Genomic DNA, 23,596 nt, shown 5'->3' with positions numbered 1-23,596 from the left:
GAGTATAGACAGGCGGCCGGGGTAGCGTGGGCGGGTGCACGAGCAGACCCCGGCCGCGAGGCGCGCGCAGCGCGACCCGGCCGAGTCGTCGCTCGAGAGCCCGACGGATGCCGAGAGCCCGGCGGGCGCCGACGTCACGGACGCTCCGGCGAGCGCCGACGCCGCGACCGCCTCGGAACCCGCACCGGCGCCGTCCGTTCCGGGAGCCGACCCGGCGCCGGCAGTCCCGGGAGCCGACCCGGCGCCGGCATTCCCGGGAGTCGCCCCGGCGCCGGACGCGCCGGCGACCATGCCCGCCCCTGCGCCGACGGCTGCTGCTCCGACGTCCGCTGACGCCCCCGTCCTGCTCGGAGCCCTGTCGTGGGTCGATCCGGGCGAGGCGTCGGCGCCGCGTCCGTCGCCGATCTTCGTCGTGTCGGGCGCGACGAGTCGACAGGCCGACCTGCTCTCCGGCGCGCGTCGCCGACGACTCCGGCCCGCCACGGTCGTGCCCCCGGTGCTGCTCGTGCTCATGCTCGCCGCGTACGTCGCCACGACCCTGCTGTGGCCGCTGAACGCCGTGCAGCCCACGACCCGCGCGGTGGCGGTCGAGCCCGCGGCGGCGCCCGCGGCGCAACCGGCGTGGCCCGCCGACGGAGAAGCGGCGATCGCGATCGACGGCGTGCCCGGCACCCTGTCGTCGGCGGCGAGCGCGCCCGAGTCGATCGCGAGCATCACGAAGGTGGTCACCGCGCTCGTGGTGCTCGACCGCCTGCCCCTGGCACCCGGTGAGCAGGGCAAGACGTACGCCTTCACCCAGGCCGACAGCGCCGACTACTGGCAGTACCGCGCCCGCGGCGAATCCTCCCTCGACGTGCCCGTCGACGGAAGCCTCACGCAGCTGCAGATGCTACAGGGCATGCTGATCGCCTCGGCGAACAACTACGCCCAGCGCCTGGCATCCGATCTCTTCGGTACGGATGCCGCGTTCTCGGCCGCCGCGAACACCTACCTCACCGAGCGGGGCATCGACGGCATCACGATCGTCAACCCCACGGGCATCGAAGCGGGGAACACCGCGACGCCCGCGGCCCTCATCGCGCTCGCCGAACGGGCCCTGGCCAACCCCGTGATCGCGGAGATCGTGCGCACCCCGGAGTTGACCCTGCCGGGTGCGGGCACCTTCAAGAACGGCAATGCGCTCCTGGGCGATCCCGGCGTGGTGGGGGTCAAGACCGGCACCCTCGATGCGTGGAACCTCCTGACCGCGAAAGACATCACGGTCGCCGGGACGACGGTCCGGGCTTACGCGGCGGTGCTCGGCCAGCCCGGACCCGACACGCGCAACCAGGCCACTCGCGACCTCTTCACGCGCCTCGAGGAGGAGCTGCAGCCGAGCCCGTCCGTGACCGCGGGAACCGTCGTCGGCAAGGTCGAGACGCTCTGGAGCGACGACATCGATCTGGTCACCGCCGACGACGCGACCGTGGTGCTGTGGAACGGCGCCAGCGCGCAGACCTCCACGCGCTTCGATCTCGGCGAAGCACGCGACGAGGGCGAGACGGTCGGGGCCTTCACGGCGACCGGGCCGGTCGACGCGTCCACCGTCGACGTGCGACTCGCGGCGGAGATCGAGCCGCCGAGCCCGTGGTGGCGTCTGACCCACCCGCTCGACCTGTTCGGGGTGAACGACTGACCCATGCAGTTCTCCGTGGATGCCGAATCGCCCACCCCGCCGTACGAGCAGGTGCGGGCGCAGGTGATCGCCGCGATCGATGACGGTTCCCTCGTCGCGGGGACGCGCCTGCCGCCGGTCCGCACCCTCGCCGCCGAGCTGGGCCTCGCCGCCAACACCGTCGCCCGGGCGTACCGCGAGCTCGAGGAGGCCGGGTACGTCGAGACCCGCGGTCGCGCCGGCACGATCGTCCGCGGCGGCGACGCGGCGGCGACGCGCGCCGCTCAGGCGGCGAAGACGTACGCCGATACGGTCCGGGGTCTGGGCGTCTCGCCGACGGACGCGGTGGCTCTGGTGCGCGCGGCCCTCGGCGCGGGGTGAGGGCGCCGGGTTTCGGCGCGGCGATGGGGTGGTCGGCGGTTGCGCATCCGGGCGGCGCTCGGTGGGCGACGGAGCCGTCGCCGGACGCGTGAGGATCGGCGATGACACGGTCGGGAGATCGGTGGGCGGTCCGTCCAGGCTGCGATGCGGTAGACGGCCGAGGAAGCCGGGCAGCGACCCCTCCTCCCCAACCCAGCGCTCGAGCGATCTATCCACAGAAGAGCCTCTTGACCTGGGGTAATGTCGGAGGTTCCCGGTAGCATGCACACATGCACGATGAGACCTCCCCCTCGACCTCGGACGGGCCGGCGCGGCCCCTGTCCGCGGTGCTCGACGAGGTCGTGCGAGCAGGAAAGAGCCTGGCGGCCGCCGAAGTCGCCCGCACCCGCGCCCTCGCCGAAGCCGGGCACCTCGCCCTCGACGTGATGGCCGGCCAGCGCGCCTCGTCGCGTGCGGCCGAGTTGGCGCTGCGCGAGATCGCGTCGGAACTCGCCGCGGCCGAGAGCCTCTCCGATCGGTCGCTCCAGCGTCAGATCATCCGCGCGATGACCCTGGTCGACGACTATCCCGCGACCCTCGCCGCATGGGAGGCGGGCCTCCTCCGTCGCACCCACGCGCACGTCATCGCCGACATCGGCGGCGAGATCCCGCCCGACACGCGCAGCGAGCTCGACAGGCTCGCCGTCGCACTTGCACCCGGGCTCAGCCCCGGTCGACTCCGCTCCCGCCTGGCCGTGCTGGCGGAGCAGCTTCACTCCACGACCCTCACCGAACGTCACGCGCGCGGGCGAGAGACCCGCGGCGTACGCGTCGTCACGGGGGACGACGGCATGTCCGATCTCATCGCCACCCTCCCCACGGTCCTCGCCGTCGGCATCCACGACCGACTGACTCAGCAGGCCCGCGCCGTCATCGATCATCGCGATGCGGGTACCGCCCCCGTGCCGACCGCTCCCGCCGACGAGCGCACCACCGCGCAGCTGCGCGCCGACATCCTCGCCGATCTCCTCCTCACGGCGGCCCCCGAGGCCGACCCCACCCGCGGGGATGACGGCCCGGGAACCCTCGGCGCCATTCGCGCGCGCGTGCAGGTGGTGGTGCCCGCGCTCAGCATCCTCGACCCCGGCACCGAGAACGCCGATCCTGCTCACTTGGTCGGGCACGGACCCGTCGACGCGCACACCGCCCGCACGCTCGCGGAGTCCACAGCCACCCCGTGGGACCGCGTCCTCACCCACCCCGTCACCGGCGCCGTGCTCCACACGGACACATATCACCGCACGTCTGCGATCGACCGCCACCTCCGGGCGCGTGACCGGCACTGCCGGTGGCCCGGCTGCATCGTGCCCGCCGTCCGCTGCGAGGTCGACCACACCGTCGACCATGCTCTGGGCGGCCCCACCGCCGTCGCCAATCTCGCCCATCTGTGCCAGCGCCATCACACGCAGAAACAGTTCACGCGCTGGAAAGTTCGACAACTCCCCGGCGGAGTCCTCGAGTGGACCTCGCCGACCGGCCGTACGTACACCGACGAACCGTTGCCCTATTCCCCCGCGGTCCGTTTCCTTCCCGACGACCTCGCGCCACCCGATCCGGATGAGGCTCCCGCGCCGTTCTGATCTTTGCGAGACCGTCCACCAACCCCTCACGAACCCTCGGGGAAGTGAGCGCGCCCGGGACAGCCGGACTCGCGCTCGCCCTCGCACACGCATCACGCGTCCGCCTTGGCCCCCATGCGCACACGCGACGCCGCGCTCCCCGGGACTTCCGGCGACGGATGCCCGCGAGCATCCCCTCACCCTGCCGCTCGCCCCGGGGATCGGCACCCCCTGTGCTAGCGTCGCCCGCAGTGACACGGGGTGCCCGCCAGGGCTGAGAACACACCCGTCGAACCTGATCTAGTTCGTACTAGCGAAGGGATGTCGCGAATGGTCGTTCGCACGTCGTCGTCTCCGTCCACCCCCGCGGGGCCCGCCCCCGCCGAAAGCCTCGAGGCCCTTCGTCGGACCGCTCCGCTGACGCAGTGCATCACGAACGCGGTGGTGACGAACTTCACCGCCAACGCACTGCTCGCCGTCGGCGCCGCCCCCGCCATGTGCGACATCCCCGGCGAGGCGGGTCTGTTCGCGGGCGTCGCGGGCGGAGTGCTGGTGAACCTCGGCACCCCGACCGCCGAGCAGCGGGATGCCGCCCGCGAGGCCGTGGGCGCCGGCACCCCGTGGGTGCTCGACCCCGTCGCCGTCGGCGCCCTGCCGGTCCGCACCGCCCTCGCCCGTGAGCTGCTCGCCGCACGGCCGGCGATCATCCGCGGCAACGCCTCCGAGATCCTCGCCCTCGCCGGATCGGGAGCGGGCGGCCGCGGCGTCGACGCGACCGACTCGCCCGACGACGCCCTCGAAGCCGCCCGAGCCCTGGCGCGGGAGACGGGAGCGACCGTCGCCGTGTCGGGAGAGGTCGACCTCATCGTGGATGCCGAGCGCACAGTGCGCGTGATCGGCGGCAGTGTCCTGCTCACCCGGGTCACCGGCGGCGGCTGCGCCCTCGGCGCGGCGATGGCGGCCCTCTCGGCGGTGACCGCACCGTTCGATGCGGCGATCGCCGCGAGCGCGATCTGGGCGATCGCGTCGGAGCGGGCGGCATCCGTCTCCCGCGGTCCGGGGTCGTTCGCCGTCGCCTTCCTCGACGAGCTGGCCGCGCTCGAGCCGTCCGACCTGCGATCGGTCGGCATCGAGACGGAACGAGCCGACACCGTCGAGCCGGGGGTCCGACGATGACCCGCGACCTCTCGCTGCACCTCGTCACCGATCATCGCGTGCCCTTCGCGCGACTGCGCGGCATCGTCGATGCTGCGGTCACCGCGGGGGTGACCGTCGTGCAGCTGCGCGACAAGATCGCCACGGGCGGCGAGCTGTTCGCGCGCGCCCTCGACCTGGCCGACGTCGTCGCCGGGCGGTGCGCGTTCGTGGTCGACGACCGCCTCGACGTCGTGCTCGCCGCCCGCGACCGCGGGGCGCGGGTCGACGGCATCCATCTGGGGCAGAGCGACCTGCCGGTCGACGCCGCCCGCGCGCTGCTCGGCCCCGACGCCCTCATCGGGTGGACCGCGAACACGCCCGCCCATCTCGCGGCCGCCGCCGCGCTCCCCGCCGACACCGTGGACTACCTCGGCGTCGGGGTCATCCGCGCCACCGCCACCAAACCCGACCACCCGCGCCCGCTCGGCGTCGACGGGTTCGCCGCGCTCGCGGCATCCACTCTCGTGCCCTGCGTGGCGATCGGCGGGATCGGCGTCGACGACGTCGCCGCTCTGCGGGGCGCGGGGGCGGCCGGCGTGGCCGTCGTGTCGGCGGTGAGCGGCGCCGACGATCCCGGCGCGGTCGTCCGCGACCTCCGCGATGAGTGGGAGGCGGGAGCGTGAGCCCGCGCGTCCTGAGCATCGCCGGCACCGACCCGACGGGCGGCGCCGGCGTGCAGGCCGACCTCAAGTCGATCGCCGCCTTCGGCGGCTACGGCATGGCCGCGGTCACGGCGCTCGTGGCGCAGAACACCCGAGGCGTGCGCGAGGTGCACGTGCCGCCCACCGCGTTCCTCGACGCGCAGCTGCGCGCGGTCAGCGACGACGTCGAGATCGACGCGGTCAAGATCGGCATGCTCGGCTCCGTCGAGGTCGCGGCGACCGTCGAGGGCTGGCTCGCCGAGGTGCAGCCGCCGATCGTCGTGCTCGACCCGGTCATGGTCGCCACCAGCGGCGACCGCCTGCTCGACCCCGACGCCGAAGAAGCCGTGCGCGCCCTCTGCCACCGAGCGCACCTCGTCACCCCCAACCTCCCCGAGCTCGCCGTGCTCGTGGGGGAGCCGCGCGCCGCGTCCTGGGACGCCGCCGTCGCTCAGGCGCAGCTTCTCGCCGAGCGCTCCCGCACGACCGTCCTGCTCAAGGGCGGCCACCTCGACGGAGAGCAGAGCCCGGATGCCATCATCGACGGCTCGGGCGTGCATCCGGTCGCCGGACCCCGCGTCGACACCCGGCACACCCACGGCACCGGCTGCTCGCTGTCGTCGGCCATGGCCACCCTCGCCGCCCACGGCCTGTCGTGGCCGGACGCCCTGACCCGCGCGAAGCGCTGGCTGACCGGCGCGCTCGAGCACGCCGAGGCGCTGCACGTCGGCCACGGCAACGGCCCGATCGACCACCTGCACGAGCTGCGCCCGCACATCGACCTCGGCCGGTCGTGGAGCGCCGAGCGGTGGGTTGCCACGGCCCGAATCCGCGCCGACGTCGACGCCTGCGCCTTCGTACGGGGCCTGGCATCCGGCACCCTCGATCGCGCGGCGTTCGCCTGGTACCTCGGCCAGGATCTGCTCTACCTCCGCGAGTACGCGCGCGTCCTCGCCCGCGCCGCGGCCCTCGCGCCCACGGTCGACGAGCAGCGCTTCTGGGCCGCGGCGTCGGTGTCGTGCCTGGCCGAGGAGGCGGAGCTGCACCGCTCGCACGTCGACCCCGCGGGTCTCGAGCCCGCGGCATCCACCCTCGACTACACCGACCACCTGCACGCCGCGTCGAGCACGGGCTCGTACGCGGTTCTCGTGGCGGCGATCCTCCCCTGCTTCGTGCTGTACACCGACATCGGTGCGCGCTGGCGCGGAACATTCGGCCCCGACCACGCCTACGCCGATTGGCTCACCGCCTACGGCGACGAGGTGTTCGCGGCGTCGTCGGCCGAGGCGGCGGGGATCGTGGATGCCGCCGCGCGAGCGGCATCCCCCGCCGTCCGTTCCGCGATGGCCGCGGCCTACGACCGCTCGATGGCCCTCGAGCGGGCGTTCTTCGAGGCGCCCCTGCGCTGACCCCGCTCGCGCGAGTCGCCACGTTCTGTCGCTTCGGACGGCCCGGTGGCGACGATTCCCGGCGACTCGCGCGGCGGCGGAGGGTCAGCCGCTCTTGCGACGGAACTCGCGCTTCGTCACGGCCGCGTGCGTGCCCTGGACGGCGGAATGACCGTCGAGGTGCGCCTGGCCCGACCGCTGCTGACCGTTCTTCTTCGCGAGCGCCTCTTGGAACTTGCGCTTCATCTCGGCGGATGCCGTGGCATCCGAGGTCTCATCGGTACTCATGCCCCCACCCTAGGCACGCTCCGCGACACGGACCACCGGTCAGACGTGGCGGACCCGCTGCTGCAGACGCGTGCGGATGTCGAACAGCTCGGTACCGCCCACCTCGCGCGCGCCCGTGATGCCGCGACGCAGCAGCGTCGTCAGCGCGCTGCGCGTGACCAGCGCGACGGGGGTTCCCCGCACCTTGCCGAGCTCGGTGATCGCGTCGAACACGTCGTCGTCGGGCAGGACGACGATCGCCCCGCTGAAGCGCACCCCCGCGGAACGCGCGATGACGCGGGCGCGGGAGACGAGCTCCGTGACCGGCGCCCCGATGACGTTCGGACCGGTGATCTCGCCCCGGCGTACCCCGACCGGGCCGCCGAAGTCTTCGCTGAGCAGGGCGTACAGCCCGCTCGGGCCGAGCACGAGGTGGTCGATCTTCTGCTCCGGATCCACCCCGTCGCGGTCGGCGAAGACGTCGTGCCACACGGTGTACCCCATGCCGAGCTCCGACACCAGGCGCGCGGTCTCCTCTTCGGCGAGCGCATCCGCGAGGATGTGGCGGATCTCCGGCGGCGCCGAGCGCACGAGCGCCGGGTCGTAGGGGTCGGCGATGTCGACGCCGCGCCCGACCCACTCGCGGATCAGGTCGAGGTAGCGCTCACGCCGCCAGCCGCCCGGCTGGCCGTGCGACCGCGCGCGCGGGCGGGTGTCCGCGGGACGGGAGGGCGTGGATGCCGTCGGCGCGCCACCCCAGTCCCCGGTCGTCGCCGCTCCTTGGCCCCGGTCGTAGGCGCTGCGCGCCTCGGGCGTGCCGACGAGCTCCCATGCCCGCTGCACCTGCACGAACAGGGCGGCGTCGCCGCCGGTGTCGGGGTGCGTCTCTCGCAGGCGCACCCGGTAGGCGCGGCGCAGGCCCTCGTCGTCGACATCGGCCGCGACGCGGAGCACCTCGTATGCCGAGGACGACATAGGACTGTCGAACACGTGCGTCATCCGTTCCGCCGCGGGGCGCGGCGCTTCTCAGGCTAACGCGCCGCGCCTGTGCGGGATCCGTGCGCCCGGGGGCGGCTCCGGCGCGGGCGCCGCGCGTACGCCGCCGCGTCGCGACTCGACAGGGCCAGCAGCACGAGGATGTCGAGGCTCAGCGTCAGCAGCGTGGTGCGCACGGTGATCTCGAGCCCCAGCTCCCACCAGCCCACGAAACTCGCGCTGATCGAACCGACCGAGATGAGCATGACGAGCACGCGCGACAGGTTGCCCCCGAACAGGATCCGGATGCCGAGCACCACCTGCACCACGAAGAGGGCGCCCATGACGCTCAGGAAGACCGCGGTGCCGATACCGAGGTCGGCGAACGCGGCGAGCTCCGGGTCGGTCGACGCGCTCGCATCGCCGCTGGCGGCGCCGGCGATCTGCTGCAGCCACGGCGGGAGCGAGAACGCCACGCTCACCGCCCAGAGGGCCCCCGCGATGGCGCGGAGGAGGACGAGCACCGCTCCCGCGACGGTCGCGGTGGGGCGGTGCATCGCGGCATCCCCCGCCGTGGGATCCAGAGGCGGCTCGAAGGCCACGCGTTTGCGCGGATGCCGCTGCTCGTTCACGGTGTCCGCTCCCCACCGACCGCCGAGACGGCTCGCACGTCGATGATGGGCAGGTCGCCGTCGGTGGTGATGCTGTCTCCGCCGCCGTTTCGCGAGTGGTATCCGGTCGAGAAGTCCCGGATGACGTCGACCTCCACCCCGCGGACCCCGGCGACGCTGCCCACGATGTGGTCCCTCTCGATGTCGGTGTCGGCATCGATCCGGTGGGTCACCTGCAGCGTGAACAGCGAGAGGCCGACCGCGCGATCGAAGGTGCCGGCGGCCAGCCAGTCGACGCGGCGTCCACCCGGGAGGAGCCATCCGTCGGGGCATCGCCACAGGCGCACGTGGTGCCGCTGCGCGGGGGATCCGGCGACCTCCTGCTGATACGCGAGATCCTGCACGTGCCCGAAGAGGAACAGCGGGCTCACCGGCGCACGGGGATAACTGCGCCGTCGCAGGGTCGAGCTGATGATCTGCCACGAGGAGCGCAGGGTGACCGGATCGGCGGCGATCCAGCCGGCGTCCGCCAGCACGTCCTCGATCTGCTCCCGTTCGCCCAGGAAAGCCAGGTTGACGGGGTCGCCCAACAGCCCGTCGGACGTGCGCGTACGCCCCATGAAGTAGTCGGGGACGTAGATGGCGGTGAGGATGCGATGCAGCCGCGGCAGCACGAGATAGGCGAGCAGCACCCAGAAGGCGATCGCCATCGCGATGCCGGCCCATCCGAGCGAGAACGACTCGGTGAAGCTGAGATACGCGAGCCAGAACGCGGCGAGACCGGCGAAGACGAAGAAGAACCCGTCGAGGGCTCGACCGAACGACCAGCGGCGCCGCGGAGGGGTCATCGCCGGCGCGATCCCGGCCGCCGGCGCGTCACCACAGCGCCGGCTCCGGCTCATAGGCGAAGGCCTCCGCCACGCGACCACTCGGCAGCTCCTCGAGCCGCGCGGGCGTCCATCGCGGCGTGCGGTCCTTGTCGACGACCTGCGCGCGGATCCCTTCGACGAGGTCGGGTTGCGTGAACGCGAACCACAGCACGAGGCCGTACTCCTGCGCGAGGGCGGCGCGCAGGGAGGGCAGCTCGCGCGCGCGACGCACGGCCTCGAGCGTCACCGCCACCGCCGTCGGGGCGGACGCGGCGAGGAGGTCGGCGGTCTCGCGCGCCTCGGGCTCGGGCCGTGCCCGCAGGCGGTCGATGATCGCCGGCACGTCGGCGGCGGCGAAGGCGTCGTCGATCCACTCCCGCGCCGCGATCAGGCGCGACGGCTCCGGACTCTCGTCGAACAGCAGCACGAGCTCCGTCGGACTCGAGGGGTCGGCCCGGTTCTCCAGCGCCTCGTAGAGCGCCTCGAGGTGGGCGGTGGGCACCATGTGGTCGGCGAATCCCGCGTACAGCGCGTCGGCGGCATCCATCGTTCCGCCGGTCAGGGCCAGGTACTCGCCGAGGCGGCCGGGGGCGCGGGCGAGCAGCCACGAGCCGCCCACGTCGGGAGTGAAGCCGATGCGCGTCTCGGGCATGGCCAGGCGCGAGCGCTCGGTGACGATGCGGATGGCGGCGTGACCGGCCAGTCCGATGCCGCCGCCCATGCAGACGCCGTCGGCGATCGCGATCACGGGCTTGCGCGACGTGGCGATGCGGTGGTCGAGGGCGTACTCCTCGCGGAAGAAGGCGTGCACCTCGTCGACGCGTCCGGCGGTGACCATCTCGTGCAGCGCGCGCACGTCACCACCCGCGCAGAAGCCCCGGTCGCCGGCGCCGTCGAGCAGGATGACGTCGACGTCGGTGTCGCGCTCCCAGCGGTCGAGCGTGACGTTCAGCGCACGGATCATCTCCAGGTCGAGGGCGTTGATCGCGCGGGGCTTGTTGAGGGTGAGGTGGCCGAGGCCGCGACGCCCCCCCACGAGGACGCTGTCGTCTGCGGATCGTTGTGCGTGCACGGTGCCACGTTACACACGCCGCCGGATGGGTTTTCGGCCCCGGATCGGGGAAGATGGACGGAACGCCCACCGAACGAGAGGTGCCGAATGCCCGACGGACAGGTGCTGGAGCTCGCCGGCCTCACCAAACGCTTCGGAGCGGTCTCGGCGGTCGATGATCTCTCCGCCCGGATCGAGCCGGGTCAGGTCACCGGGTTCCTCGGGCCGAACGGCGCCGGCAAGACCACCTCGCTGCGCATGCTGCTCGGGCTCGTGCGCCCGACGTCGGGGACCGCCACGATCGGCGGCAAGGCGTTCGCCGACCTCGATTCCCCCCTGCAGACGGTGGGCGCGGCTCTCGAGGCGTCGAGCTTCCACCCCGGCCGATCGGCCGCGAACCACCTCAAGGTCTACGCCCGCGCCGCGAACCTGCCCACCACCCGCATCGACGACGTGCTGGGACTCGTCGGTCTCGCCGACGTGGCCGGGCGCCGCGTCGGCGGCTTCTCACTCGGGATGCGCCAGCGTCTGGGGCTGGCGACGGCACTGCTGGGCGACCCCGGCGTGCTGGTGCTCGACGAGCCGTCGAACGGTCTCGACCCCGAGGGCATCCGCTGGATGCGCTCCCTGCTGCGCCATCTCGCCGAAGAGGGACGCACGGTGCTCATCTCCTCGCACCTGCTCGCCGAGGTGCAGCAGACCGTCGACGCGCTGCTGATCATCTCGCGCGGCCGCCTCGTGTTCCAGGGCGGTATCGAAGACCTCGCAGACCCCGACGAGTACGCCACGGTGGTCGACTCACCCGATCGCGCCGCGCTGTCGCGGCTGCTCGACGAGCGGGGAATCGACTACCAGCTGCTGCGCAACGGCTTCACGATCCGCCATCACGAACCGGTGGAGATCGGCGGCCTGGCCGCCGCTGCGGGCATCGCGCTGTCGAACCTGCAGAGCAAGGGCGCGAGCCTGGAGGACATCTTCCTCGAACTCGTGAGCGGCGCGCGCGTGCACGCGAGCGCCGGGGGAACGTCGATCCCGACGACGGATGCCGCCTCCGCGACGGCCGGCGACGGGGCAGCGCCCGAGCCGGTCGCCGCGGCCGCGGACGTCCCGACACCGGCGGACGCCCCCACGACCGCGCCGGCGCCCGAGCACGAGGTGCCCGTGCACGCGGCGCCCTCCGCCGAGGACCGCGTCGCCGACGAGCCCCGCCCGTCGACGGCGCTGGTCGCGGTCATCGCCCCCGTCGCGGCCGCTCCCGCCCGCACCGAGGCTGACGACATCCCCCGCCCCTCGTACGCCGTCGCCTCCACCGGGGTGATCGACATCGTTCCGGTGGGAGTCGCGCACGGCGGCGAGACGCCCGACGACGACCACCTCGTCCGTCACGAGCAGGAGGTGTCGCGATGACGCTCCTCGCCGCCACGCGCTCCGAGTACACCAAGCAGTTCACCACCGCCGGCTGGTGGGTGCTGGGCATCGTGCTCATGGTCTACGTCGCCTTCACCGCGGGCCTGCTCGCCTTCGTCTTCGGCGGCGTGGCCTCGGGGCGCCTCTCCGGCGGCACGGGTCCCGCGATGTCGGCCGACGGCGTCCCCGCGCTCGTCTACAGCACGGCCTCCGCGGTCGGCTACGTCTTCCCCCTGCTCATCGGCACCCTCATGGTGACCACCGAGTTCCGCCACAAGACGCTGACCCCCACGTTCCTCTCGACGCCGCGCCGCGGCGTCGTGCTCGGCGGCAAGTTCGTCGTCGGCATCCTGGTCGGCCTGCTCTACGGCATCCTGGGCTCCCTCGCCGCGATCGCGGCGGGCGCGGGCGTGCTGAGCATCTTCGGGATCGACGCGGAACTGGCCTCCTCCGACACGTGGGTGCTCGTCGGCCGCATGCTGCTGGCGTTCGCACTGTGGGCCGTGGTCGGCATCGGCGTCGGCACGGTCGTGCGCAACCAGGTCGCCGCGATCGTGATCGTGCTCGCGGTGACACTGTTCGTCGAACCGATCATCCGCACCCTGGGCGGAGTGGTCGACGGCTTCGGCGAGGTCGTGAAGTGGTTCCCCAGCGCCGCGAGCGACGCGCTCGTGGGGCAGACCATCTTCGGCGCGATGGGCACGGCGGGTGCAGACGCCCTCGAGTGGTGGATGGGCGGCCTCGTGCTGCTCGGGTACGCCGTGGTGCTGCTCGTGGTCGGCCTGTTCACCACCTGGCGCCGCGACATCGACTGACCCGTTCCGAGCTGCGCTTTTTGTCGACCCAGCCCGCAGCGGCGAGAATCAACCGTGCTCGATGGACCGGTGATCGCCGAGTGGCTCCCCGTCTCGGTGGCCGCTCTCATCCTGCTGCTCGTGGCGGCGGGTGTCGCCGGGTGGGTCGACGCGGTGGTCGGCGGCGGCGGCCTGATCCAGCTTCCCGCTCTCGTCATCGGCGTGCCGAAGGACGTCGCGACACCCTTCATTTTGGGCACGAACAAGCTGTCGTCGTTCTTCGGGACGCTCTCGGCCAGCTGGGTGTACCTCCGCCGCATCCGGGTGCAGCTCGTGCTCCTCGTGCCGCTGGTGGCGGGGGCGTACGCCGGTTCGACGGTCGGTGCGGCGCTGTCGCGTTTCGTCCCGCGCGAGGTGCTCACACCGATCGTGCTCGTGGCCGTGGTGGCCGTCGCGCTGTACACGTTGTTCAAGCCGAAGATGGGTCTCGAGCACGCCCCGCGCCACGACTCCCGGGCGGCCGTCGCCTGGCGGGCGGGGGCGATCGGTCTGCTGGTCGGGTTCTACGACGGCATCCTGGGTCCGGGCACGGGCTCGTTCTTCGTCATCCTCATCGTGGGCGTGCTCGGCTACGGCTTCCTGCAGGCCAGCGTGAACGCCAAGATCGCGAACCTCACGACGAATCTCGCGGCCCTCGCGGTGTACGGCGTGCACGGCGAGATCATCCTCGCGCTGGGCCTCGCCATGGCCGTGATGAACATCACCGGGGGTTTCATCGGCGCGCACATGGCCACGCGTCGCGGCAGCGGCTTCGTGCGCATCGTGTTCCTGGTGACGTTGTCGATCCTGATCGTCAAGCTCGCGTGGGACACCGTGGCGCAGTTCGCCGGCTGATCCAGCGCTTCGCGCAGCACCGGCCGCACCGGCCGCACCGGCCGAGTGTCCAGGAAACCCGGACGGAACGAAATATCGTCCGGGTGTTCTGGACACTCGGCGCGCATGTGCGCGGGAGCGCGGGAGCGCGGCGAGAGCGGGGGATGCTCAGGCGACGATGTCGGCGACGTCCTCGGGCTCGGATGCCACGTCGAGGCGCAGCGCCTTCACCAGCGCCACCCCGTGCTTGGTGGTGAGCACCAGGCGCTCGAACTCGTCGTGACCGACGAGGTCGACGACCACACTGGGCTTGCGCCCCCGGATGATGACGAAGTCGTTGCCGCCGGCGGACTTCCACGTGCCGGCCCCGACGGCGACGGGGAGGTTGATCCCGGGGTTGGGCACCCCGCGGATCCAGGTCCATGCGTCGTCGGTCAGCTGCACCCGGTCGATGTGCTCCCGGGGGACGACGATGTTGGTCTTGCGGAACGACAGAGCCCGCTCGGTCGGCGAGAGCACGACCTCGAGCTGCGTCGAATCGAGCAGCAGGGTCACCATGCCATCCATCCTGCCAGCGTCGTGGTGCGTCGACCCGCCGGGCACCTCACAGGACGGCCACGATCGCCGGAACGGACGCCGGGACGCCACGCGCGCGACGGCCGCGGTCCCCCTCCCCCTCGGCCCCGATGTCGGAGCGGGGGGATAGCCTGGAGCGATGAGCACGGGCAGCGCTGCGCCGCGAGTCGCACCGGCCCGAGGCACCTCGATCGACGACCTGCTCGCGCGCGTGCGCACCGGTCACCGGCCCGACGTCGACGAGACGGAGACCCTCCTCGGGGCCGATCTGGACGTCCTTCTCCCGGTGGCCGCGGCCCTGCGCGACGAGGGTCTCGACCGGGCCGGCCGAGCGGGCGTCATCACGTATTCGCGCAAGGTGTTCGTGCCGCTCACGACGCTCTGTCGCGATCGGTGCCATTACTGCATCTTCGTCGACACCCCCGGCCAGCTCGCGCTGCTGCGCAAGCCCGCGTACATGACGCCCGAGCAGGTGCTCACGGTCGTGCGGCAAGGCCAGGCCCTCGGGTGCAAAGAGGCGCTGCTCACCCTGGGCGACCGCCCCGAGGAGCGCTGGCCCGAGGCCCGGGCGTGGCTCGACGAGCACGGCTTCGCCTCGACCATCGACTACGTCGTGCACATCGCCCGCCTCATCACCACCGAGACCGGGATGCTCGTGCACGCCAACCCGGGAGTCATGCACCCCGACGAGCTGGCCGTGCTTCGACCGGTCTCCCCGTCGATGGGCATGATGCTCGAGACCACCTCCCGGCGCCTGTTCGAGGAGCCCGGGCAGGTGCACTTCGGCTCGCCCGACAAAGACCCGGACCTGCGCCTGAAGGTCATCGACGACGCCGGGGCCGCCGGCATCCCGTTCACCACCGGCATCCTCGTCGGCATCGGTGAGACCGTCCGCGATCGCGCGGAGTCGCTGGTCGCCCTCCGCGAGAGCGCCGACCGCCACGGCCACGTGCAGGAGGTGATCGTGCAGAACTTCCGCGCGAAGCCCCGCACCGCCATGCAGGGCGCCCCCGACGCCGACATGCGGGAGTACCTCGCGGCGGTCGCGGTCGCGCGGCTCGTGCTCGGGCCGGACATGCGCGTTCAGGTGCCGCCCAACCTCTCCGACCCGCGCGAGCTCGGGCTGCTCGTCGCCGCCGGCATCGACGACTGGGGCGGAGTGTCACCGCTCACCGCCGATCACGTGAACCCCGAACGGCCCTGGCCCCACATCGACGACCTGGCCGCCTCCACCGCGACCCACGGCTACACACTGCGCGAGCGTCTGACCGCGCATCCGGAGTTCGTGCGAGAAGCCGAGACCTGGATCGACCCGGCCCTGCGTGCGCCCGTCCGGGCCCTGGCGGATGCCGCGGGCCTGGCCGCCGACGTGACTCCCACGGCCCCCACGGCCTCCTCCGCCCGCCCCGTGCCCACGCCCCGCACCGGCGCCGTCTCTCCCGACCCCGGCGTGCGCCGCCTCGCCGAGCGGGCGGCATCCGCCCCTCTCGCTCTCGACGACGCCGACTGGACCCGCCTGCTGCACGCAACGGGCGGTGAGCTCGACGATCTGACCGCGGTCGCCGACGACGCCCGCCGCTACACCGTCGGCGAACCGATCACGCTCGTGCAGAACCGCAACCTCACCTCGTCGGGGCTACGCCGTGGCGGCCGCGCGGCACCGGGCGAGTTCGGCCTCGACGACGCCGCGGCCATCGCGGTGGATGCCGTCGACCTCGGTGCGACCGAGATCTGCATCCAGGGCGCACTGCCCGGCGACGAAGACCCCGCCGGGTACCTCGACCTCGTGCGGGCCGTGAAGGGCGCCGCCCCCGGCATCCACGTGCACGCCTACCGCCCCCTCGATGTGCGCGACCTCGCCGACCGAGGCGGTCTCGGCCTCGGCGGTGCCCTCGCCGCGATGCACGCCGCGGGGGTCGACACCGTGCCGGGGACGGGCGTGAAGGTGCTCAGCGAGCGCGTGCGCGGGCTCGTCGCCCCGGGCGATCTCGAGATCGACGCGTGGATCGAGACCATCACCGCCGCGCACCTCAGCGGTTTCCGGTCGACCTCGGTGCTCTTCTACGGGCACGTCGAGACGGCTGAGGAGCGCATCGCCCACCTGCGGCGCCTGCGCGAGATCCAGGACCGCACGCGCGGCTTCGCGGAGTTCGTGCCGATCCCCCTGCCCGGCGGCGACGTGCCGCTGGTGGCGGGGCGCGCGCCCGTCGACGAGCACCGGGCGATGGTCGCGTTGTCGCGGCTGCTGCTCTCGGGCAGCATCGCGCACGTGCAGATCCCGTGGACCCGCGTCGGCCGCGACACCGCTGCCGTGCTGCTGCGTTCCGGTGGCGACGACCTCGGCGGCACGCTCTACGACGGGCGGGTGCTGCCCGACACCGGGATCGAGCAGGGCCTCGAACTGCCCGTCCCCGCCGCCGAGCGCCTCGCGCGGAGCCTCATGCGGCCGTTCCGGCTGCGCACGACCGACTACCGCGTGACCGATGCCTCGGCGCCGTACGTCGTGACCAGCGGCGGCACGCGCTTCCCCCTCCCCGCCGACGCGAGCCGGACGCCCGATGAGACCCCCGCACCCGACGGAGCCCCCGCGTGAGAGTCGTCGACGTCGCGATCGTCGGCGCGGGCTTCGCCGGCCTCGCCATGGCCGGCGCTCTGCGGCGGGCCGGTCGCGACGACATCGTGCTGCTCGAACGCGCGTCCGACGTGGGCGGCACCTGGCGCGACAACACCTACCCCGGTGTCGCGTGCGATGTACCGGCCCATCTCTACAGCCTCGCCGCGCACCCGAACCCGGGATGGACCCGCACGTTCGCGGCGGGCGGTGAGATCCAGCGGTACCTGCGCGAGGTCGCCGAGCGCGAGAACCTCGGCGATCGCCTGCGACTGCGCACCCCCCTCCTCGGGGCGCGGTGGGATGCCGCCGACGCGGTCTGGCGGATCGACACCGGGGCCGAGCCCGTCGTCGCCCGCTCCCTGGTTCTCGCCTGCGGACGCCTGACCGAGCCGCACGTCCCCGCGATCGACGGACTCGAGTCGTTCGACGGTCCCCTGTTCCACTCGGCCCGGTGGGACCACGACGTCGACCTCACCGGAAAACGCGTCGCCGTCGTCGGCACCGGCGCGAGCGCCGTGCAGCTCGTCCCCGAACTCGCCCGCCGCGCCGCCCACGTCACGCTCTTCCAGCGCACCCCGGCGTGGATCGTGCCGCGCGGCGGCGACGAGATCCCGCTCGCCGAGCGCGAGCGTCTCGCCGCGCACCCCGGTGACCTCGCGCGCCTGCGGGCGGAGCTCTACGCCGAGGGCGAGCGGCGCTTCGCCTCCCGCTCGGGCGACGCCGTGGCATCCGCCGCCGCTCGGGAGGTCGCTCTCGCGCACCTGCACGCGCAGGTCGCCGACCCCGCGCTGCGCGAGGCTCTCACGCCCGACTACGCCTTCGGATGCAAGCGCGTCCTGCTGTCCGACGCGTTCTACCCCGCCGTCGCCTCGGATGCCGTGACCCTCGAGCCCACGGCGCTGGTGTCGGTCGAGGGCTCGGCGCTGACCGCCGCGAGCGGGACGCGCCACGACGCCGACGTGCTCGTGCTGGCGACCGGCTTCGCCTCGGCCCAGCAGCCCTACGCCGATCTCGTGCACGGCGAGGAGGGCACGCTCGCGGCGCACTGGTCCGACGGCATGACCTCGTTCGGCTCCACGGTGGTCACGGGCTTCCCCAACCTGTTCGTCTTGAACGGCCCCAACGCGAGCCTCGGCCACAACTCCGCGGTGCTCATGGCCGAGGAGCAGGCCGCCTACGTGGTGCGCGCTCTGTGCGAGCGCGACCGTCGCACCGATCGCGTGCTGCGAGTGCGCCCGGATGCCGAGGCGGCGTACACCGCCGAGATCGCCGAGGCCGCGGCATCCACCCCCTGGCTCACCGGCGGATGCCGCAACTGGTACGTCGACCACCGATCGGGGCGCCTGACACTGCTGTGGCCGGGTACGGTGCAGGCGTTCCACGAGAGACTGGCCGGCACCGACGGTTCCGAGTTCGTCGCGCCCGTGCGGGCGACCCTTCCCAGCGTCGACATCTAGAGGAGACAGCCATGACCATCCCCCTGCGTTTCGGTTACAAGGCCTCGAGCGAGCAGTTCGGCCCCAACGAGCTGCTCGAGTTCGGGGTGCTCGCGGAGAAGATGGGCTTCGACTCCGTCTTCCTCTCCGATCATCTGCAGCCCTGGATGCACGACGGCGGACACGCTCCCAACGCGCTGCCGTGGCTCGGCGCCCTCGGCGCCCGCACCGAGCGGGTGATCATCGGAACGAGCGTGCTCACCCCGACGTTCCGCTACCACCCCGGCGTCATCGCCCAGGTGTTCGCCACCCTCGGGGTCATGTACCCGCGGCGCGTGGTCCTGGGGGTGGGCACCGGCGAGGCGCTGAACGAGGTCACCCTCGGGCTCGACTGGCCCGAGCCGCCCGAGCGCTTCCAGCGTCTGAAAGAAGCCATCACGATCATCAACGAGCTCTGGGCGGGCGAGCGGGTCACCTACCAGGGCACCTACTACTCGGTGAAGGATGCCACCATCTACGACCGCCCCGCGCAGAAGGTGCCCATCTACATCGGCGCCTCCGGACCCGCCGCCACGAGGCTCGCCGGCCGGATCGCCGAGGGGTACATCACCACCAGCGGCAAGGATCCCGAGCTCTACACCGAGAAGCTGCTCCCCGCGCTCGACGACGGCCTCGCCAAGGCCGGTCGCACCCGCGACGACGTCGACACGCTCATGGAGGTCAAGGTCTCGTACCACCCCGACCACGACACCGCGCTCGAGAAGACGCGCTTCTGGGCCCCGCTCGCCCTCACCGCCGACGAGAAGATGAGCGTGCACGACCCCCTCGAGATGCAGCGCCTCGCAAACGAGCTGCCGATCGAGCGCGTGGCATCCCGCTTCATCGTCTCCACCGACCCCGACGAGCACGTCGAGCGCATCGCACGCTACGTCGACCTCGGCTTCCGCCACCTCGTGTTCCACGATCCCGGACACGACCAGGAGGAGTTCCTGCGCATGTACGGCGAGGAGATCCTGCCCCGGCTGCGCAAGCGCTTCGGCTGAGGCCCGGGGCGCCGCCGGGGCGACGGCAACGAGACCGCCCGCGTTCGCCGACATCACACGCGATTCGCGCCCCACCCGCATCGTCTCGCGAGACGGGGGTCATCTCGGTGGCGTCGGGCCGCGACCGCGATCCGCAGCACGGATCGGCGGAGCCGCGCTACCCCCACCCGCGGATGTCCGGGGTTCGACGCACAATGGATGCGATGAGCACTCCTGAGATCCGTGACGGCTGGACGATCGTGGTGCCGGTCAAGCCGGCCGCGATCGGCAAATCGCGCCTGACGGGCGTCTCCGATCGCGAGGCGCTCGCCCGCGCACTCGCCCTCGACACGATCGCGGCCGCCGCAGCGACCCCGCGCGTCTCGCGAGTGGTCGTCGTCACCGACGACGTCGAGCTCTCGGCCCTCGTCGCGCAGTGGCCCGCCGTCGATGTCGTCGCCGAGGGAGACGTGCGCGGCCTCGACGCCGCGGTCGCGCTCGGCGCCGAGGAAGCCGGACGGGGCACTGCCCGCGCCGCCCTCCTCGGCGACGTGCCCGCGCTCACCCCGCACGACCTCGACGCCGCCCTAGAGCTCGCCGGCCGCGTGGAGCGGGGTCTGGTCCCGGATGCCGAGGGCACCGGCTCCACGCTCGTCACCGCCCGACCGAACGCGGTGTGGGTGTCGGCGTTCGGCGCCGACTCCGCCGCGCGCCACCGTCTGCTCGGCTGCGCCGACCTCGCGGTCCCCCGCGATTCGACGCTGCGCCGCGACGTCGACACGGCCGTGCAACTCTCGCAGGCCGTCGCCCTCGGCGTGGGTCCGCGGACCGCGGCCGTACTGGCGTCCGCCGCGGCCTGAGTCGGGCGCGGCCCGACCCCGGCGCAGCCTCACCCGGGCGCACGGCCCGCCGCGGCCCGACCCGCCCCCGCAGGGCCCCGCGGCCCTGCGCCTCGGCCGCCGCCACTCACCCGCGGATCCGCCGCCATCTCCTCTTCCGCGCTCACCAATGGGCGCGACCGGGCGGCTCAGGCCCCCAGCGCCGCCTCGGCGATCGCCGCCGACGCGTCGTCGTCGCTCATCCACAGCGGCCGCACGACCGCGTGGATCCCCGCCGCCTCGACCTGGGCCGCCGACGCTGCGTCCTCCTCGGCGAGCACCCACGCGTCCAGCACCCCATCCGCCGACCGCGCGCCGTAGTGCCGCGCGACGGCCGCGGCCGAGGTCTCGACGCCGATCGCCGTCAGGCACACGTCGGCCATCCCGCGCACGACGCGGCCGCCGATGATGGGCGAGATTCCGACGACCCGCGCCGAGGTGGCGCGCAGGGCCTCCCGGATGCCGGGGACGGCGAGGATCGGACCGATCGACACGACCGGGTTCGACGGCGCCAGCAGCACCACGTCGGCCGCCGCGATGGCATCGGTCACTCCCGGGGCGGGCACGGCATCCGTGATCCCGGGGTTCTCGAACGCACGGGGGGTCAGCTGGGCGCGGTGGCGCGTCCACCACTCCTGGAAGTGCAGGCGCCGCCCGTCTTCGAGCAGCACGTGCGTGTCGACCTCGCTGTCGGTCATGGGCAGCATCCGGATGCCGAGCGCCCAGCGCTGCGCCATCCGACCGAGCACCTGGGTCGGGGTGAGGCCCTCGCGCAGCCAGCCGGTGCGCGCGAGGTGGGTCCCGAGGTCGAGATCGCCGAGGGTGAACCAGGGCCAGCCGGCGCCCCACGCCTGCAGTTCCTCGTTGACGCGCTCGGTGTCGCCCGCGCGACCCCAGCCGCGCACGGTGTCGTTGACCCCGGCGAGGGCGTAGGTGATCGAGTCGACATCGGGTTGAAGTCGCACACCGGAGAGCCAGAGGTCGTCACCAGTGTTGACCACGACGGTGGCCTCGGGGGCGCCGAGCCGGTGCAGGGCAGCGCGCACGCCGAGCGTGAACTTCGACCCCCCGACTCCACCGGCGAGCACGACGACACGGGGTTGGGGAGGACGCATCCATCCAGTCTTCCACTTCGCTGTCCCGCGCCGAGACCGCGTGCCGAGGGGTGGCGTCAGGCGGAGCCGCGCGTCACTCGCAGCGCAGACTCGCGGTCACCGTCGCGGGATAGCGTGTCGCGTCGTCCGGGGACTCGACGATGCCGTCCTCGGGTTTCCACCCCTCCACGACCGCCGCCTCGCCGTCGCTGGAGGCCACCGACACGTTCTCACCGCCGACGGTGAGGTCGATGTCGTCGGATTCGAAGGAGACCAACACGCCGTCCGCGCCGACACCGACCGACCCGCGCGCCCCCTCGTCGACGTTCGTGCGGAACGAGAAGGTGCCCTGCGGCGTCACCTGCACCGCCGTCCCGCGCGCGCCGGTGTCGTCGCACTCGACCACATCGGGGGTCATCGTGACCGTCTGTTCGCCGTCGGGTCCGGTCCAGGTGACGGTGATGGTCGAGGGCGAGGCGGCCGGCGCGCAGCCGGCCAGAGCCAACCCCACCGCGACGACCGCGGCGGCGAGAAGACGACGCCGCATCACGCCCACGCTCCGGCTCGACGCCGATCGAAGTCGCCGAAGCGCCGAACGGCGCCGTGCGCCCGTTCCCCGGCCGTCGCGGCGGCGGCGCGCAGCACGCGGACGGATTCGTCCCATTCGCGCATCGCCGTGGCGAAGGCGTCGCGCGCGTCGCCGTCCCACGAGGCCTGCAGACGCGCCGCTTCGTTCTCGAGCGTCGTCAGGTGCTCGTCGATCCGGTCGATCGCCTCGCGGACGATCGCGATCGAGCCCACCGCCGAGTCTTCGTCAAGATGCATCATCACGCTCCCCGCCGCGCATCGCGGCGCGCACCGATTCTGTCACGGCCGGATCTTTGAGAGCCGAGGGTGGCGCGAAGGCCGGCATATCGAGCAGCGTCCGCGGTCCAGCGGATCCGTCGAGCACGGCGCGCAGCGCACGGGCGACGTCGCTGTCGGGATGCTCCTCGCGCAGGCGACGCTGCATCTCCGTGCGCAGCATGCCGAGAACGGGCGCCGTCCCCGGAACGGTCGCGAAATCGAGACCGCTGGAGGAAGCCGCCCGATCCGCTCGGAAGGCTTCGCTCACCTCGGCGGGGGTGGGCCGGCGCGCGTCGTCGCTCAATTCGTGACCTCCATGGCGGGGACGGGGAGCTCCGACGAGAAGTCCGAGAGGTCGGAGGAGAGGTTGCTGATGGACCCCAGGATGTTGCCGAGGTCGTTGAGGAACTGCAACTGGTCGTTGACTTCGGCCACGAGGCGGCCCGCGTTGAGCAGCGCCACTCCCGCGGCCCCCCATCCCAGGATTCCGCCCACGACCGTCTCGATCGTCGCCGTTCCCAATCCGGCGGCGACCGCGGCGATGAGGATCGAGTCCAGCAGACCGTAGAGCGCACTGCTGACGGCCTCCGCCGTCCCCTCGACCCCGTCGGCATACGACGCGAAGGCGTCGCCCGCATCCTGGAATTCCTGCACGGCGTTGCCGAGCACCGCGGAGAGCCGGTCGAAGTAGTCCTGCGCGCTACTGGCGGCGTAGCCCTGCCAGGCGACCTTGATGAAGGATGCCGCACTGCCCAAGTGCCCCCGCATGTCGTCGATGAGCTGGCTGAGCCCTGTCAACGTGTCGGCGAAGGCCCGCAGGTCACCCCAGCGCCCTCCGAACTCGCGCATCACCGTCTCGGGGAGCGGCGTGGCACCCAGCCAGCCGAGGATCGTGTCGATCCACTCGACGGGACTCAGGAGATCTCCGGGCACGAGGTTCAGCGTCAGGTCGTTGAGGTGGTCGTAGGCCGGTCCGAAGTCGCAGAACCGTGCCGCGCCGCCCGCGGGCGGCCCCCAGACGGGCATGAGGTCGGTGCTGCGCCCGCCCGCCGAGTCCGAGACGACTTCGCTCGCCGACGACGAGTTCCCGTTGTACACGGACGGATCCGACGCATCGATGCGGGCGGCTTCTTCCGCATCGATCGAGCGTCCTTCGTCCGCCACCGACCGCAACTCGACCGCCACGCCCGTCAGGACGCTCGCGAGATGGTCGAACCAGTCGATGAGCGACGAACGCAGCTCCCGCGCGCGCTCGGCGGCGAACCGATAGGCCGGGTGATCCCCCGTGTCATCGAAGGGATGCGCCGCGAGGTACTGCTTCGCGCTCTGCGCCTGCGCGGCGTAGTCGTCGAACGGTATGGCCTGGTGCTCCAACGCGTCGGGCGCCAGCCAGAAACTCGATGCGGTCATCCCCCACCCCCCGT

At 72.7% G+C, this 23,596-nt stretch carries 24 protein-coding genes and 1 riboswitch; of the genes, 13 read left to right on the top strand and 11 right to left on the bottom strand.

Annotated elements, in window-relative coordinates; translation table 11 throughout:
• Positions 1-34 precede the first annotated feature (34 nt).
• From AB0N82_RS05120 to thiD, 6 genes are all read left to right on the top strand, one after another.
• Entirely contained in the window at positions 35-1,675 is a 1,641-nt protein-coding gene (locus tag AB0N82_RS05120; protein WP_363388878.1) for a D-alanyl-D-alanine carboxypeptidase, read from the top strand.
• A gap of 3 nt (positions 1,676-1,678) precedes the next feature.
• Positions 1,679-2,035, top strand: a complete 357-nt coding sequence (locus AB0N82_RS05115; protein WP_363388875.1) for a GntR family transcriptional regulator — start codon at positions 1,679-1,681, stop codon at positions 2,033-2,035.
• Between the two features lie 269 nt (positions 2,036-2,304).
• On the top strand, positions 2,305-3,654 hold the full coding sequence (locus AB0N82_RS05110) for a DUF222 domain-containing protein (protein ID WP_363388872.1): 1,350 nt from the start codon (positions 2,305-2,307) through the stop codon (positions 3,652-3,654).
• A gap of 226 nt (positions 3,655-3,880) precedes the next feature.
• Positions 3,881-3,972: riboswitch (TPP riboswitch) on the top strand.
• Positions 3,964-4,809 carry a hydroxyethylthiazole kinase gene (gene thiM / locus AB0N82_RS05105; RefSeq protein ID WP_363388869.1) on the top strand — a complete coding sequence of 282 codons (846 nt, stop codon included), beginning with the start codon at positions 3,964-3,966 and terminating at the stop codon, positions 4,807-4,809. It overlaps the preceding riboswitch by 9 nt.
• On the top strand, positions 4,806-5,453 hold the full coding sequence (thiE, locus tag AB0N82_RS05100) for a thiamine phosphate synthase (RefSeq protein WP_363388866.1): 648 nt from the start codon (positions 4,806-4,808) through the stop codon (positions 5,451-5,453). The genes thiM and thiE overlap by 4 nt, the downstream gene beginning before the upstream one ends.
• Complete coding sequence (thiD, locus tag AB0N82_RS05095) at positions 5,450-6,880, top strand: bifunctional hydroxymethylpyrimidine kinase/phosphomethylpyrimidine kinase (protein WP_363388863.1); 1,431 nt, start codon at positions 5,450-5,452, stop codon at positions 6,878-6,880. The genes thiE and thiD overlap by 4 nt, the downstream gene beginning before the upstream one ends.
• An 84-nt stretch (positions 6,881-6,964) precedes the next feature.
• Here the strand turns inward: thiD and AB0N82_RS05090 are convergent, their stop codons facing one another.
• From AB0N82_RS05090 to AB0N82_RS05070, 5 genes are read right to left on the bottom strand one after another with little or no spacing between them, the layout of a single operon-like run.
• On the bottom strand, positions 6,965-7,147 hold the full coding sequence (locus tag AB0N82_RS05090) for a DUF5302 domain-containing protein (protein ID WP_315994342.1): 183 nt from the start codon (positions 7,145-7,147) through the stop codon (positions 6,965-6,967).
• A gap of 39 nt (positions 7,148-7,186) precedes the next feature.
• Positions 7,187-8,116 carry a DnaJ domain-containing protein gene (locus AB0N82_RS05085; protein ID WP_315994341.1) on the bottom strand — a complete coding sequence of 310 codons (930 nt, stop codon included), beginning with the start codon at positions 8,114-8,116 and terminating at the stop codon, positions 7,187-7,189.
• Between the two features lie 41 nt (positions 8,117-8,157).
• On the bottom strand, positions 8,158-8,733 hold the full coding sequence (locus AB0N82_RS05080; RefSeq protein ID WP_315994340.1) for a hypothetical protein: 576 nt from the start codon (positions 8,731-8,733) through the stop codon (positions 8,158-8,160).
• Positions 8,730-9,560 (bottom strand): LssY C-terminal domain-containing protein, encoded by an 831-nt coding sequence (locus tag AB0N82_RS05075; protein ID WP_315994339.1) that lies wholly within the window; start codon positions 9,558-9,560, stop codon positions 8,730-8,732. Before AB0N82_RS05075 ends, AB0N82_RS05080 begins: the two co-directional genes overlap by 4 nt.
• Positions 9,561-9,588: 28 nt before the next feature.
• Positions 9,589-10,653: an enoyl-CoA hydratase/isomerase family protein gene (locus AB0N82_RS05070; RefSeq protein ID WP_363388857.1), complete on the bottom strand. Its 1,065-nt coding sequence runs from the start codon at positions 10,651-10,653 to the stop codon at positions 9,589-9,591.
• 87 nt (positions 10,654-10,740) lie between these two features.
• Between AB0N82_RS05070 and AB0N82_RS05065 the strand changes: the two genes are divergently transcribed.
• From AB0N82_RS05065 to AB0N82_RS05055, 3 genes are read left to right on the top strand one after another with little or no spacing between them, the layout of a single operon-like run.
• The gene (locus AB0N82_RS05065) at positions 10,741-12,039 is read left to right on the top strand and encodes an ABC transporter ATP-binding protein (protein ID WP_363388854.1); all 1,299 of its coding nucleotides are present in this window, start codon (positions 10,741-10,743) and stop codon (positions 12,037-12,039) included.
• Positions 12,036-12,854 carry an ABC transporter permease gene (locus tag AB0N82_RS05060; protein ID WP_363388851.1) on the top strand — a complete coding sequence of 273 codons (819 nt, stop codon included), beginning with the start codon at positions 12,036-12,038 and terminating at the stop codon, positions 12,852-12,854. The genes AB0N82_RS05065 and AB0N82_RS05060 overlap by 4 nt, the downstream gene beginning before the upstream one ends.
• Positions 12,855-12,908: 54 nt before the next feature.
• Positions 12,909-13,727: a TSUP family transporter gene (locus AB0N82_RS05055; protein WP_363388848.1), complete on the top strand. Its 819-nt coding sequence runs from the start codon at positions 12,909-12,911 to the stop codon at positions 13,725-13,727.
• 147 nt (positions 13,728-13,874) lie between these two features.
• Here the strand turns inward: AB0N82_RS05055 and AB0N82_RS05050 are convergent, their stop codons facing one another.
• The gene (locus AB0N82_RS05050; protein WP_315994334.1) at positions 13,875-14,273 is read right to left on the bottom strand and encodes a hypothetical protein; all 399 of its coding nucleotides are present in this window, start codon (positions 14,271-14,273) and stop codon (positions 13,875-13,877) included.
• A 148-nt stretch (positions 14,274-14,421) separates the two neighbouring features.
• Here AB0N82_RS05050 and cofG point away from each other — a divergent pair, with 148 nt between their 5' ends.
• The 4 genes from cofG (at position 14,422) to cofC (ending at position 20,214) form a co-directional block, all read left to right on the top strand.
• Positions 14,422-16,875 (top strand): 7,8-didemethyl-8-hydroxy-5-deazariboflavin synthase CofG, encoded by a 2,454-nt coding sequence (gene cofG, locus AB0N82_RS05045; protein WP_363388845.1) that lies wholly within the window; start codon positions 14,422-14,424, stop codon positions 16,873-16,875.
• Entirely contained in the window at positions 16,872-18,353 is a 1,482-nt protein-coding gene (locus tag AB0N82_RS05040) for an NAD(P)/FAD-dependent oxidoreductase (protein WP_363388842.1), read from the top strand. Before cofG ends, AB0N82_RS05040 begins: the two co-directional genes overlap by 4 nt.
• An 11-nt stretch (positions 18,354-18,364) precedes the next feature.
• Complete coding sequence (gene fgd / locus AB0N82_RS05035; protein ID WP_363388839.1) at positions 18,365-19,375, top strand: glucose-6-phosphate dehydrogenase (coenzyme-F420); 1,011 nt, start codon at positions 18,365-18,367, stop codon at positions 19,373-19,375.
• Between the two features lie 203 nt (positions 19,376-19,578).
• Positions 19,579-20,214 (top strand): 2-phospho-L-lactate guanylyltransferase, encoded by a 636-nt coding sequence (gene cofC, locus AB0N82_RS05030; protein ID WP_315994330.1) that lies wholly within the window; start codon positions 19,579-19,581, stop codon positions 20,212-20,214.
• A 167-nt stretch (positions 20,215-20,381) separates the two neighbouring features.
• On the opposite strand, the gene cofD is transcribed toward cofC, so the two are convergent.
• The 5 genes from cofD to AB0N82_RS05005 all read right to left on the bottom strand — a co-directional run bounded on the left by cofD (position 20,382) and on the right by AB0N82_RS05005 (position 23,582).
• On the bottom strand, positions 20,382-21,347 hold the full coding sequence (cofD, locus tag AB0N82_RS05025) for a 2-phospho-L-lactate transferase (RefSeq protein ID WP_363388834.1): 966 nt from the start codon (positions 21,345-21,347) through the stop codon (positions 20,382-20,384).
• Positions 21,348-21,420: 73 nt separating this feature from the next.
• Positions 21,421-21,873 carry a hypothetical protein gene (locus tag AB0N82_RS05020; RefSeq protein ID WP_363388831.1) on the bottom strand — a complete coding sequence of 151 codons (453 nt, stop codon included), beginning with the start codon at positions 21,871-21,873 and terminating at the stop codon, positions 21,421-21,423.
• Positions 21,873-22,154 carry a WXG100 family type VII secretion target gene (locus tag AB0N82_RS05015; RefSeq protein WP_315994327.1) on the bottom strand — a complete coding sequence of 94 codons (282 nt, stop codon included), beginning with the start codon at positions 22,152-22,154 and terminating at the stop codon, positions 21,873-21,875. Before AB0N82_RS05015 ends, AB0N82_RS05020 begins: the two co-directional genes overlap by 1 nt.
• The gene (locus tag AB0N82_RS05010; RefSeq protein WP_363388828.1) at positions 22,141-22,476 is read right to left on the bottom strand and encodes a hypothetical protein; all 336 of its coding nucleotides are present in this window, start codon (positions 22,474-22,476) and stop codon (positions 22,141-22,143) included. The genes AB0N82_RS05015 and AB0N82_RS05010 overlap by 14 nt, the downstream gene beginning before the upstream one ends.
• The gene (locus AB0N82_RS05005) at positions 22,473-23,582 is read right to left on the bottom strand and encodes a hypothetical protein (protein WP_315994325.1); all 1,110 of its coding nucleotides are present in this window, start codon (positions 23,580-23,582) and stop codon (positions 22,473-22,475) included. Before AB0N82_RS05005 ends, AB0N82_RS05010 begins: the two co-directional genes overlap by 4 nt.
• Between the last annotated feature and the right edge of the window lie 14 nt (positions 23,583-23,596).

It is taken from the genome of Microbacterium sp. NPDC089186, from assembly GCF_040685115.1.
Classification (GTDB): domain Bacteria; phylum Actinomycetota; class Actinomycetes; order Actinomycetales; family Microbacteriaceae; genus Microbacterium; species Microbacterium galbum.
This window is presented reverse-complemented; position numbering and strand designations above follow the sequence as displayed.